General features: G+C 61.1%; 17 protein-coding genes. 9 read left to right on the top strand and 8 right to left on the bottom strand.

Annotated features, from left to right (window positions below):
* Positions 1-37 precede the first annotated feature (37 nt).
* Genes ACESMW_RS12725 through ACESMW_RS12710 form a run of 4 tightly spaced genes read left to right on the top strand, consistent with a single transcriptional unit; the run spans position 38 to position 4,540 of the window.
* Positions 38-811 (top strand): ABC transporter ATP-binding protein, encoded by a 774-nt coding sequence (locus tag ACESMW_RS12725; protein ID WP_372987394.1) that lies wholly within the window; start codon positions 38-40, stop codon positions 809-811.
* Positions 801-1,733 carry an iron-siderophore ABC transporter substrate-binding protein gene (locus ACESMW_RS12720; RefSeq protein ID WP_372987393.1) on the top strand — a complete coding sequence of 311 codons (933 nt, stop codon included), beginning with the start codon at positions 801-803 and terminating at the stop codon, positions 1,731-1,733. Before ACESMW_RS12725 ends, ACESMW_RS12720 begins: the two co-directional genes overlap by 11 nt.
* Complete coding sequence (fhuB, locus tag ACESMW_RS12715; RefSeq protein ID WP_372987392.1) at positions 1,723-3,753, top strand: Fe(3+)-hydroxamate ABC transporter permease FhuB; 2,031 nt, start codon at positions 1,723-1,725, stop codon at positions 3,751-3,753. The genes ACESMW_RS12720 and fhuB overlap by 11 nt, the downstream gene beginning before the upstream one ends.
* Positions 3,740-4,540 (top strand): (2Fe-2S)-binding protein, encoded by an 801-nt coding sequence (locus tag ACESMW_RS12710; protein ID WP_372987391.1) that lies wholly within the window; start codon positions 3,740-3,742, stop codon positions 4,538-4,540. The genes fhuB and ACESMW_RS12710 overlap by 14 nt, the downstream gene beginning before the upstream one ends.
* On the opposite strand, the gene ACESMW_RS12705 is transcribed toward ACESMW_RS12710, so the two are convergent.
* Positions 4,534-6,714, bottom strand: coding sequence for a TonB-dependent siderophore receptor (locus ACESMW_RS12705; RefSeq protein WP_372987390.1), 2,181 nt, complete (start codon positions 6,712-6,714; stop codon positions 4,534-4,536). The genes ACESMW_RS12710 and ACESMW_RS12705 overlap by 7 nt on opposite strands.
* A gap of 223 nt (positions 6,715-6,937) precedes the next feature.
* Between ACESMW_RS12705 and ACESMW_RS12700 the strand changes: the two genes are divergently transcribed.
* A complete protein-coding gene (locus ACESMW_RS12700; RefSeq protein WP_372987389.1) occupies positions 6,938-8,059 on the top strand; it encodes a PQQ-dependent sugar dehydrogenase in 1,122 nt (373 codons plus the stop codon).
* A gap of 3 nt (positions 8,060-8,062) precedes the next feature.
* On the opposite strand, the gene ACESMW_RS12695 is transcribed toward ACESMW_RS12700, so the two are convergent.
* Positions 8,063-8,476: a GFA family protein gene (locus ACESMW_RS12695; RefSeq protein WP_372987388.1), complete on the bottom strand. Its 414-nt coding sequence runs from the start codon at positions 8,474-8,476 to the stop codon at positions 8,063-8,065.
* Between the two features lie 124 nt (positions 8,477-8,600).
* Here ACESMW_RS12695 and dkgB point away from each other — a divergent pair, with 124 nt between their 5' ends.
* Positions 8,601-9,410 (top strand): 2,5-didehydrogluconate reductase DkgB, encoded by an 810-nt coding sequence (gene dkgB, locus ACESMW_RS12690; protein ID WP_372987387.1) that lies wholly within the window; start codon positions 8,601-8,603, stop codon positions 9,408-9,410.
* Here the strand turns inward: dkgB and ACESMW_RS12685 are convergent.
* From ACESMW_RS12685 to ACESMW_RS12670, 4 genes are read right to left on the bottom strand one after another with little or no spacing between them, the layout of a single operon-like run.
* On the bottom strand, positions 9,340-10,047 hold the full coding sequence (locus ACESMW_RS12685; RefSeq protein WP_372987386.1) for a hypothetical protein: 708 nt from the start codon (positions 10,045-10,047) through the stop codon (positions 9,340-9,342). The genes dkgB and ACESMW_RS12685 overlap by 71 nt on opposite strands.
* Positions 10,044-10,976 (bottom strand): aldo/keto reductase, encoded by a 933-nt coding sequence (locus ACESMW_RS12680; protein ID WP_372987385.1) that lies wholly within the window; start codon positions 10,974-10,976, stop codon positions 10,044-10,046. Before ACESMW_RS12680 ends, ACESMW_RS12685 begins: the two co-directional genes overlap by 4 nt.
* Positions 10,977-11,013: 37 nt before the next feature.
* Positions 11,014-11,784: a glutathione S-transferase N-terminal domain-containing protein gene (locus ACESMW_RS12675; protein WP_372987384.1), complete on the bottom strand. Its 771-nt coding sequence runs from the start codon at positions 11,782-11,784 to the stop codon at positions 11,014-11,016.
* A 35-nt stretch (positions 11,785-11,819) separates the two neighbouring features.
* Positions 11,820-12,296, bottom strand: coding sequence for a hypothetical protein (locus ACESMW_RS12670; protein WP_372987383.1), 477 nt, complete (start codon positions 12,294-12,296; stop codon positions 11,820-11,822).
* Between the two features lie 402 nt (positions 12,297-12,698).
* Between ACESMW_RS12670 and dacB the strand changes: the two genes are divergently transcribed.
* Positions 12,699-14,177 carry a D-alanyl-D-alanine carboxypeptidase/D-alanyl-D-alanine-endopeptidase gene (gene dacB, locus ACESMW_RS12665; protein ID WP_372987408.1) on the top strand — a complete coding sequence of 493 codons (1,479 nt, stop codon included), beginning with the start codon at positions 12,699-12,701 and terminating at the stop codon, positions 14,175-14,177.
* 51 nt (positions 14,178-14,228) lie between these two features.
* Here the strand turns inward: dacB and ACESMW_RS12660 are convergent, their stop codons facing one another.
* Positions 14,229-15,674: a DUF4397 domain-containing protein gene (locus ACESMW_RS12660; protein WP_372987382.1), complete on the bottom strand. Its 1,446-nt coding sequence runs from the start codon at positions 15,672-15,674 to the stop codon at positions 14,229-14,231.
* 152 nt (positions 15,675-15,826) lie between these two features.
* The gene (locus ACESMW_RS12655) at positions 15,827-16,075 is read right to left on the bottom strand and encodes a DUF2798 domain-containing protein (protein ID WP_372987381.1); all 249 of its coding nucleotides are present in this window, start codon (positions 16,073-16,075) and stop codon (positions 15,827-15,829) included.
* A gap of 140 nt (positions 16,076-16,215) precedes the next feature.
* On the opposite strand from ACESMW_RS12655, the gene ACESMW_RS12650 reads away from it, so the two are divergent.
* Both ACESMW_RS12650 and ACESMW_RS12645 read left to right on the top strand, forming a co-directional pair.
* The gene (locus tag ACESMW_RS12650; RefSeq protein WP_372987380.1) at positions 16,216-16,710 is read left to right on the top strand and encodes a DUF6279 family lipoprotein; all 495 of its coding nucleotides are present in this window, start codon (positions 16,216-16,218) and stop codon (positions 16,708-16,710) included.
* A 7-nt stretch (positions 16,711-16,717) separates the two neighbouring features.
* Positions 16,718-17,092, top strand: a complete 375-nt coding sequence (locus ACESMW_RS12645; RefSeq protein ID WP_372987379.1) for a DUF6279 family lipoprotein — start codon at positions 16,718-16,720, stop codon at positions 17,090-17,092.
* Positions 17,093-17,441: the final 349 nt, after the last annotated feature.

The following is a 17,441-nucleotide window of genomic DNA, read 5'->3' as shown; positions in this document are numbered from 1 at the left end:
AGATTAACCTGCAGGCTCTCAGAACAAGGGAGTCTGCATGTCGGCGTTCTTCGAAGTATCCAGCCTGGGTGTCCGTATCGGTGACACCCCCATTCTTCGCAATATCAACATCGGTTTTCAGGAAGGGGAAGTCACTGCCCTTCTGGGCCACAACGGTTCCGGCAAATCGACACTGCTCAAGGTGCTGGCCCGGCACCAGACTCCCTCGGAGGGCAACGTCAGCCTGCTCGGCCAGTCCTTCCGCAACACCGGTGCACGGGAGTTTGCCCGTACCGTTGGTTACCTGCCCCAGCATCCACCCGGCACCGATGGACTGACAGTACGAGAACTGGTTGCTCTCGGTCGTTACCCCTGGCGGGGGCCCCTCGGACGCTATAACCGCGAAGACCACCGACTGATCGACCAGGCCATTGCCGACACCGGCCTGGAACACTTCGCCCATCGCTCCGTCGACACCCTCTCCGGCGGTGAGCGCCAGCGGGCGTGGATTGCCATGCTGCTGGCCCAGCAGACCCGCTGTCTGCTCCTGGACGAACCCATTTCCGCACTGGATGTGAAGCACCAGGTGGAAACCCTTCGCCTGGTGCATCGCCTGGCCGAGCAACGGGAGCTGACCGTCATTGTGGTGCTGCACGACGTGGACCTGGCCGCCCGTTTCTGCGACCGCCTGGTGGCCATCAAGGCCGGCCGGTTGGTAGCCGATGGCTGTCCCGAGGACATCATGGATTCCGGCATCCTGGAAACCATTTATGGCGTGCCCATGGGTGTGATGGAACGGGCTCCGGGGCAGTGGGTTTCCTATGTGCACTAAATCCACGGGGCTGGCCGGCCTCTTTCTCCTGTTAATCACACTCGCCATGCCCGCCACCGCGGGTACCTGGCAGCACGAGAACGGCACCCTCACCCTGGACAAAGTTCCGGAACGCATCGTTGCCCTCAACTGGGCCGCCACCGAAGCTTTGCTGTTACTCGGGGTCACCCCCGTGGGGGTGGCCAACCTGGCTGGTTACAGCCACTGGGTCCGGGAGCCAGCGCTGCCGGAAAGCGGTGTGCGCAATGTCGGCACCCGGGTAGCGCCCAGTCTGGAAGCCATTGCCGAGCTGAAACCGGACCTGATCGTGACCAGCGCCGAAATGGCCCCCGCCGCCGACCTGCTCGAGCGACTGGCCCCCACCTACGTGGTCAGTGTGTACAAGGAGGGTTCGCAACCCTTTGCCAAAGCCCGCAAGATGCTGCTCGCCCTCGGCGAAATGCTGGGCCGGAAAGCACGCGCACAAGAGGTGGTGGAGGATGTCGAACAGACCCTCGCCGAGCAGCGGGCACGGCTCGCCGAGGCCGGTGTCACGGAGCGACCGGTGGCGCTGGTGAACTTCCTCGACGCCCGGCATGTGCGTATCTACGCCCCGAACGGGCTTTACCAGACCGCACTCGAAGCCCTGGGGCTGACCAACGCCTGGCCCCACCCGGGGAATTTCTGGGGGTTTTCCGTGGTCGGTCTGGAAGCGATTGCGCCCTTTCCCGAGGCCCGGCTTGTGGTGATCTCCCCGACACCGCCGGGCCTGGCCGATACCCTCGCCGACAGTCCGTTCTGGACCTACCTGCCGGCAGTGCAACGGGACCAGGTGTATCAGGTGGAGGCCACCTGGCCTTTCGGGGGCATCTACCCGGTCAAGCGGCTGGCCACCCAGATTACCGACAGTCTGCTGGCGGGAGGCTCCGATAATGTACAGTAATACTGCCACCCTTCCGGCCCAGCGCCCGGAACTTCCCGCCCGCTTGCCGGTGGCGGCCGCGCTCCTGTGGCTGACCGCTCTTCTGGCCAGTGCCCTGCCCTGGCTGCAGCAACTGGACCCAATGACTCTGCTAAGTGCTTTCTGGACCTTCAATCCGGATACCTATGCGTCGGTGCTGGCGCACTTCAGCTGGGCACCCAGGGTTGCCATGGCAGTCCTGGTGGGCGCGGCGCTGGGGCTTGCCGGTGCCGTGACCCAGCAGATCCTCGGCAACCCGCTGGCCTCCCCAACCACCCTCGGCGTCGCCGCCGGGAGCCAGTTTGGCGTCACCGTCGCCTCGCTGTTCTTCCCGGGCCTGCTCGCCTTCAGCCCGGACCTGCCTGCCATTGCCGGCGGCCTGCTGGCCATCGCCATGGTCATCGCCCTCACCTGGCGGCTGGGCTTTTCCCCGGTCACCGTGATCCTCGCCGGCCTGGTGATCACCTTCTTCCTCGGCGCCACCAACATGGCGTTCCTGCTGCTCAAGGGCGAGTGGCTGGGCAATCTGTTCATCTGGGGCGCCGGCTCCCTGGTCCAGAACAACTGGCAACCGTTCGCGGAGCTCTGGCCCAGGGTCGTGATCCTGGTGGCCCTGATGCTGCTGTTGATGCGGCCACTGCAATTACTGCAACTGGGCGAGACCTCCGCCGGCTCGCTGGGTGCGAAGGTCGCGTGGGTGCGGGCCCTGGCGTTGTTCCTTGTGGTTCTGCTGAGTGCGACGGTGGTAAGCCGGGTTGGCGTGATTGCCTTTGTTGGCCTTGCCGCACCCGTGCTGGCCCGGCTGCTGGGCGCCCGTACTCTCGGCGGGCGCATACTTTGGAGCACCCTGCTTGGCGGTGGCCTGCTGTTACTGGCAGACACCCTGGCCCATTGGGCGTCCACCTGGGGCGACGGCTCCCTGATTCCCACCGGCACCACCACGGCGCTCATTGGCGGGCCGATCATCCTGCTGGCCCTGCAGGGCTTCCGGAATACCCATCACATGCCGGGGCAGACCTCCAGCCCGGCCGGCTTCCTGCCCAAACGCCGTCCGATCCTGGTGGTTTCAGCCGTGCTCGCCTTGCTTCTGCTGATTGCGGTCGTTATTTCCATGGGCTGGTCGCCCGGGCTCGATGGCTGGCGCTGGACCGGCGTCGCCCAATGGGACGAGGCCTGGGTCTGGCGCGGCCCGCGGATGCTTGCTGCGGTGCTGGCAGGAATCGCCCTCGGGCTGGCCGGCACCCTGATCCAACGAATGACCGGCAACCCCATGGGCAGCCCGGAAATGCTGGGCATCAGCGGTGGTGCCGCCCTGGTGATGGTGGTGATTGTGCTTTCCGGTCTTGAGGCCGGCCGCATGGGGCAGCTGGTAGCCGCCACCGCCGGCGCGGCCGGGGCTCTGGGCCTGCTGATTCTGCTGGCACGGCGCCACCGCTTTGCCGGCAACCAGTTACTGCTGGGCGGCCTTGCCCTGTACGTGTTCATGGATGCCGGACTTCGTCTGGTGATGGCCTCCGGCGGGACCGAGGCCTCCAAGTTACTGAACTGGATGTATGGCTCCACCTGGCTGGTCTCCGACGGGGAAGCCATCGGACTGCTGGTGTTCATTCTGGTCATTTGCGGGACTCTGGCCACAGTGGTCCGGCCCCTGACTATCTTGCCACTGGGCGAGCAGTCGGCCTCCTCACTGGGTCTTCCGGTGGCCCGGGTTCGCCTGTTACTGCTGCTTCTGGCGGCGCTGCTGACCGCAGCCGCCACGGTGGTGATCGGCCCGCTCAGCTTTGTCGGCCTGATCGCCCCGCACCTGGCGCGGGTGCTGGGCCAGCAAACCGTCGGCCGGCAGCTGATCGCCGCCGCGCTGGTGGGTGGCGTGCTGCTCGGTGTGGCGGATTATCTGTCCCGCATTATTGTGTATCCCAACCAATTGCCCGCCGGCCTGCTTGCGGCCCTGGTGGGCGGGATCTATTTCCTCTGGGGGCTCAGTCGCCATGGCCGGGCCTGATTCCGCAATAGACGGCGAGGGCTGGGTCGATCGTTATGATCGGCTCCTGCAAGCCTCCAGCCTCAACCGTGAGGCTATCGTCGCGCAGTCTCTGCACGCTCCGGCACGAGAACGCCGGGGCCTGTTTTCCCTGGCCCAGTGCCTCGATCAGCCCGAATTGCTCGAGCACCAGATCCGTCGGGATTACCCGGAAGCCTCGGATCGCAAGGCCGTCCGGGCTTATGCATCGGTACTGCAACAGGATCTGGCGCTCAGTGTGCTTGCCCCCCTCACATTACGTCTGTTCCGGGATGGCGAGGCGCCCGTTGCCGATCCGGCCCGCATTTTCCTGGCGCCCATCGAAAAGGCGGGACAGACCGTTTCACGATGGTTCCAGACTCCGGGCCAGCCAATGGCAAGCGAACAGGGTTTTCAGCACAGCATGGCAGCACAAACGGAAGCCTGGTATCCGGTGTTCAGAAAACAATTGGGAGTGAGTCCCGGCGCCTACTGGAGCAGTGTCGGCCTGGGTCTGGGCGCGCCTTTCTCGGCGGTGTGGAACCTGGCGGATCCCGCCTCGGTATGTGATCTGGCGCAGCAATGGCTGGAAGCATTCCGGAATGACGCCAATCGGTTCATCGACTGGATTCCGGCGGTGTTCGCAGAGCAGAGAACGGCAATCCCCCAGCGGAAGGGCTGCTGCCTGAGGTACCTGTTACCGGAAGGTGGTTACTGCGGTACCTGCGGGGTCTATCGAAAAGAGAGAATGGCGGGGGTCAACTCCCCGCCCTTCACTACGGATCAGTAGACCCAGGAAACGGTCAGGCTGGCGTTGGCCGGCTCGCCGTAGAAGCCCTGGGCCGAGGCGCCGAATTTCTTCAGGCTCTCAATGTATTTCTCGTCGGTGACATTATTTACGTTCAGGGTGGCATTCCAGTTGCGGGCAAAGTCGTAACTGGCCATCAGATCCAACACGGCATAGGCATCCTGCTCGGTGACGATGGTGGTACCGGCATTCGGGCCGGTGGTGGCCACGCCCTGCTCCTGGCTGATCTCGGACTGCCAGCGGATCTGACCGCCGAGTTCCAGACCGTCAACACCCGGCACTTTCCAGGTACCCCGCAGCTGAGCCAGGTGCTCTGGCACGAAGGATTTGGCGTCGTTACCGTCGGCGTCCTCGATGTCCACGAAGGTGTAGCCGGCAAAGAGCTGGATGCGGTCGGTCACGTCACCGACGATTTCCAGTTCCACACCCTGGCTCTCGAGGCCATCCACCGCACGGTAGTAGACGTCCTGGGTGCCGTCGTCATAGATGCCTGCGGCCTCGGCCACGTTCTTCTGCTCGACCTGGAACAGCGCCACCGTAGTGTTGATACGGTCCTCCCGGAATTCGCTCTTCAGACCCAGCTCGTAGTTCACCCCATCGATCGGATCCAGGCGGTCACGGTTGATGTCCAGCTCGGTTTGCGGCGAGAAGATCTCCGTGTAGCTGGCGTAGACCGAGTGATCGTCGTTGATGTCGTAGATCAGACCGGCGTAGGGGGTCTCCACCGCGTCGTAGCTGGTCTCTTTGGAGTTCCCGTAGCTGGTGCCTTCGCTGTCCAGCCAGGTCAGGCGCAGGCCGGTGATGGCGGTCAGACTGTCGGTCAGAGTCCAGCGCGCCGCAGCATAGGTCGCGGTTTCACGGTCGGTCCAATCGGAGCCTGCCACGCCGTTGTCGAAAGCCGGGCGCGGATAGTTTCCATCCCATTCATTCAACGGCGGCAGTTGAGTGCCGATACCCTGGCCATATCGGGACTCGTCCACGGTCTCGGAACGGGACCAGCTGGCACCAACCACCAGCTCGTGGGTCCGGTTGGCCAGGTCGAACGGGCCGGTGGCGTAGGCATCCACCACCCATTGCTCGGTATTCAGATCATACTGGCTCGGGTACGCCATTAGCCCTTCACCGGTGTCTGGATCCGGGGTGCCGAACTGGTAGAACAGCTCGGATTCACTGTCATTCTCCAACCGGAACACCGTGCCCTTGGCCCGCCAGCCGCCAGCCAGCTCCTGCTGCAGCTCCACAAAGCTGTTGTGCTGGGTGTTATCCCAGTAGGACCAGTCGGAAGCGGTGCTGGTGGAACGGGCGAAGTCGGTGGCGGTGCCGTCGGTGTAGAACAGCGGCAACGCGCCCCACAGCGGGCTGTCGGTATCGGAGCTCTGGATGGCATGGCCGAGGGTGAGCAGCGTGGTATCGGTCAGATCCGCTTCCACGACGCCGTAGAACATCTGCTTTTCGTTGCTGTAACGGTCAAGGTAGGAATCCTTGTCCTCATAACCTGCCACGACCCGGCCGCGAACCTTGCCGGATTCGGAAACCGAGCCGGAGACGTCACCCACAATTCGCTTCGTGTCCCAGGAACCGGCGGTCACCGCCACCGAGGCATTGGTATCGGCGGTGGGACGCTTGCGGATGAAGTTCACCGTGGCGGCCGGATTGCCGGAGCCGGTCATCAGGCCGTTGGCGCCCCGCAGCACTTCAACCCGATCGAAGAAGGCGGTATCCAGCTCACCCTGGACGTTGTCATACACCGCCGGAAGGCCGACGCCATCGTACTGGAAGTTGTTGATGTCGAAGCCGCGGGAGGTGTAGTAGGTCCTGTCGGTTTCAACGGACTCGACGGTGACACCGGTGGTGCCCTCCAGAACATCATTGATGTCGTTCTGGGCGAAATCGTCCATCTGTTTCCGGGTTACCACGGTGACTGCCTGAGGCGTCTCGCGGTGGGACAGTTCCATCTTCAGGGAAGTGGTAGTCGCTTCGGGAGCATAGCTTTCAGTGAATTCCGAAGGGGTCTGACCCCGTTCTGCGGATACTTCGAGCACCTGAAGGGTGGCAGAATTGGTCTCCTGGGCCACTGCCATTGCGGGGACAGTGGCGCACATCATGGCGGAAACCAGGGCCTTGCGGCGGAATGCCGGCTCGGGAAGTCGGAACATCGTTTTCTCCGTGAGTGGGTTTTAGCTCTTTGGTCATTATTCGACGCATATCTTAATGCGAATCATTATAATTTGAAACATCAAATCACGGTAATCCAACGCTGGGTTATTACCCTATATTCCAGAACACCCGTTCAGGGCAGTGGAGCGGGTCAACTGCTATGCTGAAGAGGCAGTTGCTTCCGAGTTTCCAGACCAGGTGCCATGCAGGCCGGAGGTTCCCATGTTCACCAGCAAACAACTGGCTGTGGCCAGCGGGCTGATGCTGTTTTCGCTATCAACTCTCGCTGACCTGACATTCTCATCGGATGAAGCGGATTTCCGTCTGGAGGTCGTTGCCGAGGAGCTTGAGCACCCCTGGAGCCTGGCGTTCCTGCCCAACGGCGACAAGCTGGTGACGGAGCGGGCCGGACGACTCCGGATCATCCGCGATGGCGAACTTGTTCCCGAACCGATCTCGGGCGTTCCGGACCTGGTGGTTTCCGGCCAGGGCGGGCTGCTGGATGTGCTTTTGCATCCGGATTTCGAAAGCAATCTGACACTGTTTCTGAGCTACGCCCACCGCACCCGGGAAGGCATGACCACCCGGGTTGCCCGGGCACGGCTTGAAGGCGACGAACTGAAGGATGTAGAGGTTATTTTTGAGGCCCTGCCCCGCTCCAATACCTCCCGTCACTTCGCCGGGCGCATGGAGTTTGATCGGGACGGCAACCTGTACATTTCCGTCGGCGACCGGGGTGAAATGGACCGGGCCCAGGATCTTGGCGATGGCGCCGGCGGCGTGCACCGTGTCACGATCAACAGCGAGCCGGTTCCGGGCAACCCGTTCGTGGATAAGGCCGGTGCCGAGGATACGTTTTTCACCTACGGCAACCGCAATATCCAGGGCATGACGATTCACCCGGAGACGGGAGAGATCTGGACCCACGAACATGGCCCCAGGGGCGGTGACGAGATCAACATCCTGTCCGCCGGAACCAACTACGGCTGGCCCGAGATCACCTATGGCATTGACTACTCGGGCCTGCCGATCACCATGCACACAAAGAAGGAAGGCATGGCACAGCCCCTGCACTACTGGGATCCATCAATAGCGCCTTCGGGCATGGCGTTCTATACGGGGGATTTGTTCCCGGAGTGGCAGGGTGATCTGTTCGTGGGAGCACTGAAAATGCGCAAACTGGTGCGCCTGGAAATCCGGGATGGGGACGTCACCAAAGAGGAAGATCTGCTGACGGACCTTGGCGAGCGAATCCGGGATGTGCGCATGGGCCCGGACGGCGCGCTCTGGCTGTTGACCGACTCACCCAGGGGCAAGGTTTACCGGACCGTTCCCGCGAACTGACCCTCAGTGGGGGTCGTTGGTCCTCTCGGTCTTTTCGTACCGGGGAATATCGTCGGTGATCGGAAACCAGTCCGATTTCGAACCGACATAGACATGCTGCGCCGGGCCTTTGCCCAGGGGTTCGTTGATCACGCCCACCCGCAGGCGCAGGATACCGGGGATAGCATCCACCCGGCTGTATAGCTGGCTGCCGCAACGGCTGCAGAAGGCACGGTACTTGCCGGGACTGGACTCGTATTCGGTCACCCGGTTGTCGCGGGAGAGAATCCGGAACCTCACCGCCTGCACCGGCGAGCTGGCCGAGAAGGCACTGCCATGGGCGCGCCGACACTGGCTGCAATGGCACAGAGAAATCGGTCCGAGGGGGCCGTCATATTCAAAGGTGATGTCGCCACACAGGCACTGGCCGGTATACATGGGTCAATCTCGCGCTTCAGACTAGTTGGAATCTCCGGCGGGATGATACCGGTGGGCCACTTGAAGAACCACCCTGGCGACATCATCTCAGTTGGTACAGAAACGGAACAGGAGGACAGAGATCATGTCGTTTACCACACTTCCGAAGATCGGTATGGGTACCTTTCGCCTGAAGGGCAATGATGCCCGGGAGGCGGTGAAGAGCGCCCTGTCGCTGGGCTACCGCCACATCGACACCGCACAGATGTATGAGAACGAGGCGGAAGTGGGCGACGGCATCACCTCAAGCGGCATTCCCCGCCGCGATATCTTCCTGACCACCAAGATCTGGCACGACAAACTGCATGCCAGCGATCTGATCAACAGTCTCCACGACAGCCTGGCCCGCTTGAAAACGGACCACGTGGACCTGACCCTCATTCACTGGCCCTCCCCGGGCGATGAGGTGCCCATGGAGGAGTACCTGGGCGCTCTCCGGGATGCCCAGCGCGAGGGGCTGACCGAGCACATCGGGATCTCCAACTTCACCTGTGCCCAGATGGACCAGGCCAAGCAAATTCTCGGTGACTCCGCCATCCTCACCAACCAGGTGGAAGTCCACCCGTTCCTGGCCAACCGCAAAGTAGTGGAACACGCACAGAAACTGGGCATTACGGTGACCGGTTACATGCCCCTGGCCGTGGGCAAGGTCATGGAGGACGAGACTTTGCAGCGCATTGCCAGCGAACGGAACGCCACACCGGCGCAGATTGCCATTGCCTGGGTGGCCTCACGGGGCGTGGTGCCGATCCCCTCCTCTACCCGGCCATCCCACCAGAAGGCCAACCTGGATGCCCTCGAGATTCAACTGACCGAGGATGAAATCAGGGCGATTGACGCCCTGGACCGGGGCGAGCGGATTGCGAACCCGGGTTTTGCGCCGGACTGGGATTGACCCTGAGCGCGACAATCAGCAGCACCAGTGTGGCCACCGGAAAGCCCAGCAACCAGAAGGTACCCAGGGCCCAATAGGTGGCCGCACTGAACAGGGTCCAGGCCAGCGGCAGCGCCAACAGCAACCACCTCAGCGGCGACGGTTGCCCGGCAAACAGCAGCACCGTGGCGGCAACGGTCACCCCGGGCGCAAGTCCGAACAGGGCGAGAGCCCACAGATCGGGCATTTCCAGTACCGAAAGCCAGGGCAACAGGAGTATCGCCAGCCACCAGCTGACCGCCACTGGCCACGTCATCGGTGCGGGCAGTGCCCTACCCTTCATCAGCAGCAATAACAGTCCCTGAACCACAAAGGCCCAACCGAAACCGGTGGCGGGCCAGTTTACCGGGCCGTAATAGCGCACCAGGAACAGGTAGCCGCAGCCGATCCACGCCAGCCCGGCCAGAGCCATCGCCAACCGCCTCGGCAACTCGGCGGCCTGTCGGCCGAACCAGGGCAGCACCAGGCCGGCCAGGGGCCACAACAGCAGCCAGGGCCAGAGGTCCTGGTTGATCCGCGCAAACAATCTCAGGAATACCTCCGGGCCGAACATCACGAAGTCCTGCAATGAATAGCTCAGCCAGGTTGCTCGGTTCACAGCTGCCTCACATACTCTGCCATCATCCTTCGCTGGCTGGCGTCAGGCAGCTGGCCGTACATAGCCCCCATGTTCTCCTGCATGTGCTCCACGCTGGTCGTGGCCGGAATGGCGCAGGTGACAGCGGGATGGGAAATGATGAACTTGAGGAAGAACTCGGCCCAGCTGCCCACACCGGCCTCTGCTGCCCATGATGGCAAGGGCTCCGACTGGAACCGGCGGAACAGCGAGCCGCCCTGGAACGGCCGATTCACGATCACCGCAATGTCCCGTTCCCGGGCCAGGGGCAGCAGCCGTTCCTCGGCCTCCCGGTCCAATACGTTGTAGGTGAGCTGAACGAAATCCAGAGGCTCCGTTTCCATGACGCGCGCCAGCTCACGATGCCGGCGGCCATGGGAGGTGGTAATACCGATGTAACGGACCCGGCCTTCGGCCTTCATCTCTTTCAGCGTCGCCAGGTGTTCCTGCCAGGCCAGCAGGTTGTGCACCTGCAGCAGGTCGAAGCGGTCGATACCCCATCGGCGCTCGGATGTGGCGGCCTGTTCCCGGGTCTCCGAGCCATCACTGGTCCAGATCTTGGTTGCTGCAAAGATGCGGTCATGGGCACCGAGCTTGTCCAGCCCGGTGCCGATGACGTCGGCTGCACTGCCATACATGGGTGAACAGTCAATGACAGTGCCGTTTTGCGCGAGGAAGGTCTCGAGAACCCGGGTGCGCTCATCAATCAGGTACTGATCACCCCCGACGTTGAAGGTAATCCAGGTGCCCATGCCGATGGCGGGAACCGACTCCCCGGTGGAGGGAATGGGACGGGAATGAAAGGATTGCTCACCTGTTGGCGAGCCGGCTGCTATCAGCCGGGGTGAAGCCACAGCCAGACCGCTCAGCCCGACACCGATCAGGAATCGTCGTCTTGAAAGCTCCAGCATGGTGGCCCTCCCTTGAAATCTGCCTTAAGTGACAGCCTCAACCGCCGTATTGTTCCTCCAGATACTTCAATATACGCGCCGATTCGAACATGGACGTTCCCGTGTTGGGATCTTCCAGGTAAGGAACCTGAACCCGGCCATGTTGCTGAAAAAAGGTGTCCCGCTTGCCGCCGGGCAGAGGCCGGTACTTCCCGGGTTTGATGCGCTGCTTTGCGGGCCCGATTTCGGTCCAGTGTTCCTTGCCGAGATTGTGGAGCGTGTATGGAATCTCCAGTTCACACAGCTTTTCCCGGACCAGCCGCGAAAATGGACTGCCCTCGAAGCTCCACAGGTGCAGGCCCTGTTCGGGACGCTGGCCCGGCGTTGCCCGCAACCCCCGCATTTCGCTGGCGACAGAGCCCAGCGAACCAAATACCGGCTGCCAGACTCTGGCCTTGTAGTAACCGGGAACCGGCCGGCCACCGTACTGACGGAACAGGTACTCAACGATATCCTCGGATTCGTACGTCACCTTGCCGGTATTTTCATCCACCAGAAGCGGAAACAGCTGCTTGCCACCAACCGCTTCTGCTTCGGCCCGGTAAATCCGACCGCCCTTCGGGCATGGGCGGATCTCAACGTCCAGGTTCAGGGCTGTAAGCGCCTCCCGGACCCGCCGGCAATAGGGGCAGCCTTCCATGTCATAGAGAATGATCGGTTTTTCCGGCTGCTCCGCCGCCTTCACCACCAGGCATCCGCGCCAGGCAGTAAAGGAAGAGGTTGCCACGGATTCGAGCACATTCATGTTGTGCTTTAACGCGTTCAGCATGGTTTGTCCTTGGTTTCAGGAAATTGGAGTGCCCATTATGCGGGGGCCTCCCGGTTTGCCATTGGCTCCCGTGTCCCCATGATGTGGTCAAACCAGGGTTTGGTCACACACCAGTTGGCGTTGGGATTGGGTCCCATGTGGTGGTCATAGTGCCACGGCAGATGCTCCCGGGCCCACTCCGGATCCAGATGGGATTGCTTGTGTACCCGGTAATAGTTCCAGGCACTGTAATAAAGCGTGCCGACAAAGAACGGAGCCACCGGCAGCAGGGGTGTCACCGCAGCCGCTCCCGCCACCAGGGCCACGACTTCCTTGGTCTGGGCATTCCAGGTCAGGGGCGGGTGCCGGTAGTCTTCGTCCAGGAAACCGTTCCTGCGGACATTCCGGTGATGATCATGCCAGTGGAACGCCCAGAAACTCTCCCGGTTACGCCCCCGATTGTGCAAAACGTGCTTGTGGAATACCCACTCAACGGCATTGGCTGTGATCAACCCGATCGGTATACCAATCATGGCGCCCTCCTGTTCTTGTTGTAGTCATCGAGTCACTGAACCAGGAAACGCTGATTGAGCCTGAAATTCCATGACTGAAATGCCGTGAAACCCACGGTAAAAAACGCACACAAAGTCATTGACATCCACAAGATTAATTTCTGTACAGCTAACTCACTGATTCCAAAGGCCCCTTACAGATCGTCACAAAAATTCAATATAAACAACGTCTCTACTGGCAATTTTTAACGTCATGTAGAGCTTTTCTGCATAGTACATCGCGCCAGGATCGGCTATTGTTTAGTCATAAGAACTCAACGGATGGACATCATGAAGAACAGGGTCATGCGACGCAGCGTCAGGCAGGCAGGACTGAGGAGGTCCGGCCGTCGGTTCGTGCTGTCCGCGGGAATTGCCGCGGTCATGGCTACGGGCGCACCACTGGCGGCAGCCGCGCCACCAGGTAGCGAAGACTCCCCCACCCGGCTCTGGAGCACGGAAGTCCGGGATTACGCCTTCAAGGCACTGAACAACAAGGAAGGCCTGAGCGTTGCGGCCGTCCCCCTGAACGGCCCGGGCATCGAGCAGTATGTGAACGCTGACGAACTGATGAGCCCCGGCTCCATCATGAAGCTGGTTACCACCTACGCCGCCCTGGAAATGCTCGGCCCGACCCACCACTGGAATACCGATTTCCTGACCGACGGGCAGATGGTCGGCGATACGCTCAAGGGCAACCTGTACGTCCGGTTCGAAGGCGACCCGAAACTGACCCTCGAACGCCTGTGGTCCACCATGCGTGAACTCCGGCAGATGGGCGTGACCAGCATTGACGGCCATCTGGTTCTGGATGGCAGCTATTTCCGCGTGGATGAAGGGTTCCCGAAATTCGAGGACAATGGCGACAATCCCTACCGTCCGTTCCTGGTGGAGCCTTCGGCCTACCTGACCAATCTGAACCTGCTGCACTTCCAGGTCCGGGCTGACGAGCGCGGGACCCAGGCCTGGACGACCCCGGACCTGAGCGAAGTCCGGATCGACAACCGGGTGACAGCCATCCCGGAGGGCCCCTGCCCCAGCCGCCGTGATTTCAACTGGGAGCCGGTGTTTGACGACAACATGCAGGTCACCGTGCGCGTGACCGGCGAGCTGCCGCAGGGATGCCGCACCACCACCTACATGTCCCTGCTGCCCCACGAACAGTACACCGCTTCCCTGATTCGTTCGGTACTCAAGGAAACCGGCGTGACCATCAGCGGCGCCAGCATGACCGGCAAGACCCCCGACGATGCCCGGCTGGTGATGAGAACCACCTCTCCGGACCTGGTCACCATGGTTCGAGACATCAACAAGTGGAGCAGCAACGTCATGGCGCGCCAGATGTTGCTGGCTATCGGTGCCGAGAACCGCAAAGAGGATGAACAGGATGACCGCGTTGCCGGTATCCGCGTGATCTACGAGTGGCTTGAGGGCAAAGGCATCAATACCGCTGGCATGGTGATCGACAACGGTGCCGGCCTCACCCGACATGGCCGCATCTCGGCTCGCCAGGGCGTGCAGATCCTCCAGCATGCCTGGAACAGTCCGTTCGCCTCCGACCTGATGGCCTCAATGCCAATCACCGCCATGGACGGAACCATGGCCCGCCGCCTTAAGCGAGCCGGCATGGAAGGCACAGGCCGGATCAAGACCGGTTACCTGGAGCATGTTCGCTCGATCGCCGGCTTTACAAGGGACGAAAACAACACGACTTGGGCCGTGGTAGGTATTGTGAACAACGACCCGGCCTGGAATGGCAAATCGGTGCTTGATCGCGTGCTTTACTCGCTGCATTATCGGCCGCCAACGGGGACGGCGATTTCGCGGGCCGATTCGAACAGCTCGAATGTGACCATTCAATAACAGAAAAGCCCCGGACACTCCGGGGCTTTCATCCAACAGTCAAAAAGTTATTTACTGAGGTTGCGGTACCGGGATGAAATCATCCAGCAAGGTAACACCGGCCACAGGATCGCTTCCGCTCAGTGCCCGACGTGCCACCGCAGTGTAGATACCGCTATCTGAAAGCGCGAGATCCGGTGATTTGTAGAGCACATTCGCCGGGTTACCAGCCTCCGTAATGAAAGCCACATAATTGCCGCCGGCTACCTGCACATAACCCGTGCTGGCTCCAAATTCGAAGCCGGGTACGGTCGGAGAGCCGGCAAGGTTGCCGATCACCGTTGCATCTGCACCACCCTCAGCTGTCGGCACCAGATATACATCTACCGTTGGCGCCTCGACGGCACCGTGAATCAGACGTAGTTTCGCAGCAGTGGCGATCCTGCGGTTGTCGTCACTGAAGACCAGTGCTTCAAGGCCTGCGTCGGCACTGCCAGCGGCAACCACCGTTTTGAGATCACCCGCGGCGAGTGTCAGAGTTGCCTCGATAACGGCGGTGGTGTCTCCGGACGCAGTCACTGCCAGATCGTAATCTCCAGCAGCGCCGCCGGGTACACCAAGCAGGTAATTGCCGGTAAAGGCGGCGTCAGGAAGCGTGTCACCGAAGGAGAAGGTCAACGGCGTGCCAGTTCCGGGAGCTGAATTGAGATAGACGTCAACGGCAGTGTCAGTTCTTCCAAACCCAATATCGGAGACGCTGTGAACTGCCCGAAGATCCGCACCGGTCTCGGCGGACAGAATCTCACTCGTCTCACTGCCATTGATTACCAGCAGACTGATCGGAGACTCGCCATAAACCGTGTTGTCGATGGCGCCCACCAGAAGATCTGCTCCTGAAGGCAATGCCACGGAACCACTGTCGTACACTACGGTGGTGGAGTCGGCAGGCGTGACCCGGATCTGATACTCACCGGCAGGGACTTCCAGCGGGCCAACGCTTTCCTGGAAAGCAAACGAGAAGGTAGCCTCGGCAGGAAGTTCTGCACCGGCCGCCGTCACATAGACATCAACGGGACCACTGGCTGCGTCCTGAGCATCGGGCGACAGATGCGCAACCCGGAGACGGACAGAGTCCGCGCTTTCACGCTCACCGTCGTCAGCAAGGATCAGCGGGGCGATGGTCTGGTCGCCCACCTTACCCACGGCAATCACATCGTATTTGGTATCAAATCGAAGAGAGGCATCTGCATCAATCACGGTGGCAGTCTCACCACCCGGCAGAATGCCATCCACCGCAATTGAGGCCGCACCAGCATTCGGAGTCAGCACAGCGGCCTGCTTGTAGTCAGCGCCCGAGACCACCGTTTCATTGTTCACGCGCACATTGACTGCCGGCGCATCGGAAGAAGCATGAATGACCCGGACGCTGGTTTTCGCCGGATCGTCGTCACCATCGAAACACCCGGCCAACAACACACTACTGGCCGCCACCAAAGGCAAAGCAAATTTTGTATTCATTGTCACTCATCCTCACTTGCGAGGTTGCAGATCAGGGTTTGATGGTTCGAACCTGCACAGATTCATTCCATGAACTGTACGCAAAACAATCTACGGATGGGTGCAACAAACAGATTTACAATTTTTGACAACGGGACTTACGGCACGGGAAGCTAGCTCTCATCCGCCAGCACACGAAGTGTTCGTGCCGTCAGCCGCCCGGCAAGCGGAGCGACGAAAATAACAAGCGGGAATGCCGAGCCCCAGGCCACGAGGAAGGCAGAGCCCCAGCGCGCCAGGAAGCCCTCGATGAGCCCGGTGTTAATAAACGTGATGATCCCTGACATCATCAGGGACATGATGCCGGACATGTAAAACGCAAAGACAAACTGACGAACACGTGCGAACTTTTGCTTGGACATTGAATCTCCATAAGCCGGGGCGTTGCGAGCTGCTGCCAGCTCCATCCGTTCCAGGCCCTGATTCGTAATAACTGTGACAGACACTGCATGATAATGAGCATGCAATGTTTTTCCATTGGGCTTTACGCTGAGGCACCGCAATGAGTTCTTTCGCCTGCCGACCGGGCGCCATGATTCGGGCAACCGTGTTATTCCTGACCATAGCGTTACTCTCGGCCTGCAGTTCAACACGCACGGCTTACCGGTACGCGGATTGGGGCGTCACCTGGTGGGTCGATGACTACGTATCCCTGACCGGCGAGCAGGAACAGCAACTGGCGCAGGACCTCGACAACCTCCGGCAGTGGCATTGCACTGCAGAACTGCCCCGCTATCGCCAATGGCTGGATGAACTGGTCCGGGACACCCGGTCGGGCGACCTGGACCGTGAGAAGGTCAGCTACCACCAGCAGCGCCTGTTCGACTTCCTGCCCGGGTTACTTGAGCAGGCCACACCGACCGCCACCAACCTGCTCGGCTCTCTCAGCGACGAGCAGGTCGCCGAACTTGCCCGAAACATGGCCCGGAACCATGGGGAGATGGATGAGAAGTTCATCCTGGAATTCTCCCGAGGCACGAGCCGACGCCCGGGCTGAGCGGACGATGGAACGTATCGAAAACTGGCTCGGGCCCCTGAACAACCGGCAACAACGAATTGCCCGCGAGTGGTCGGAAAACCGGGGACGGCAGACCGAAATCTGGCTGGAAGGCCGCCGGAATTGGCAACTGGCGCTGCTGGATGCACTGGAAGAGCGGGATTCACCGGAATTTGGTGAGCGAATCCGCTATCTACTGGTGAACTCGGAAGAGGTGCGCGGAGAGGCCCACAAGGAGATGATGGCCGAGAGCCGGAAGGCGATGGCGGACCTGATGTATGAGCTGATTGAGGCTGGCGCGCCCTCGCATCTGGCGCATCTCGAAGAGCGAGCGGCGGAGCTTCGGGGTGATTTCAGGGCGCTGACCTGTGCGTCGGCCTGAGGGGTGAAGGTAGCGTTGGCGTGAAGGTGGGGTCAGATGAAAGCTTTCATCTGACCCCGTTATCAAGGCCAAAACTCGAGGTTAAGCCTGCGGCACCGGGGTCTGATGAACTTGTTCATCTGACCCCATTTTCATGGCCCAGGCTCGAGATGAAACCTGAACCTGGGGTCAGATGAAGGCTTTCATCAGGCCCCGTTTCCAGGGCGCGAACTCGGGGTTAAGCCGTAACGTGGGGTCAGAAGAAAGCTTTCTTCTGACCCCGACTTCACCGCGCACCCATCAAATCGTCAGGTAACCCCCATCGGCATTAATACACGCCCCCGTGGTATAACTCGACGCCCCGGACACC

The organism is Marinobacter sp., from assembly GCF_041690455.1.
Classification (GTDB): Bacteria; Pseudomonadota; Gammaproteobacteria; order Pseudomonadales; family Oleiphilaceae; genus Marinobacter.
The sequence above is the reverse complement of the archived record's forward strand: the minus strand, read 5'-3'. Positions and strand labels throughout refer to the sequence as shown.

Coding starts and splice junctions, on each gene's coding strand:
- ACESMW_RS12725 (WP_372987394.1), top strand. CDS start 38: ATGTCGGCGTTCTTCGAAGTATCCAGCCTGGGTGTCCGTATCGGTGAC.
- ACESMW_RS12720 (WP_372987393.1), top strand. CDS start 801: ATGTGCACTAAATCCACGGGGCTGGCCGGCCTCTTTCTCCTGTTAATC.
- fhuB (WP_372987392.1), top strand. CDS start 1,723: ATGTACAGTAATACTGCCACCCTTCCGGCCCAGCGCCCGGAACTTCCC.
- ACESMW_RS12710 (WP_372987391.1), top strand. CDS start 3,740: ATGGCCGGGCCTGATTCCGCAATAGACGGCGAGGGCTGGGTCGATCGT.
- ACESMW_RS12705 (WP_372987390.1), bottom strand. CDS start 6,714: ATGTTCCGACTTCCCGAGCCGGCATTCCGCCGCAAGGCCCTGGTTTCC.
- ACESMW_RS12700 (WP_372987389.1), top strand. CDS start 6,938: ATGTTCACCAGCAAACAACTGGCTGTGGCCAGCGGGCTGATGCTGTTT.
- ACESMW_RS12695 (WP_372987388.1), bottom strand. CDS start 8,476: ATGTATACCGGCCAGTGCCTGTGTGGCGACATCACCTTTGAATATGAC.
- dkgB (WP_372987387.1), top strand. CDS start 8,601: ATGTCGTTTACCACACTTCCGAAGATCGGTATGGGTACCTTTCGCCTG.
- ACESMW_RS12680 (WP_372987385.1), bottom strand. CDS start 10,976: ATGCTGGAGCTTTCAAGACGACGATTCCTGATCGGTGTCGGGCTGAGC.
- ACESMW_RS12675 (WP_372987384.1), bottom strand. CDS start 11,784: ATGCTGAACGCGTTAAAGCACAACATGAATGTGCTCGAATCCGTGGCA.
- ACESMW_RS12670 (WP_372987383.1), bottom strand. CDS start 12,296: ATGATTGGTATACCGATCGGGTTGATCACAGCCAATGCCGTTGAGTGG.
- dacB (WP_372987408.1), top strand. CDS start 12,699: ATGGCTACGGGCGCACCACTGGCGGCAGCCGCGCCACCAGGTAGCGAA.
- ACESMW_RS12660 (WP_372987382.1), bottom strand. CDS start 15,674: ATGAATACAAAATTTGCTTTGCCTTTGGTGGCGGCCAGTAGTGTGTTG.
- ACESMW_RS12655 (WP_372987381.1), bottom strand. CDS start 16,075: ATGTCCAAGCAAAAGTTCGCACGTGTTCGTCAGTTTGTCTTTGCGTTT.
- ACESMW_RS12650 (WP_372987380.1), top strand. CDS start 16,216: ATGAGTTCTTTCGCCTGCCGACCGGGCGCCATGATTCGGGCAACCGTG.
- ACESMW_RS12645 (WP_372987379.1), top strand. CDS start 16,718: ATGGAACGTATCGAAAACTGGCTCGGGCCCCTGAACAACCGGCAACAA.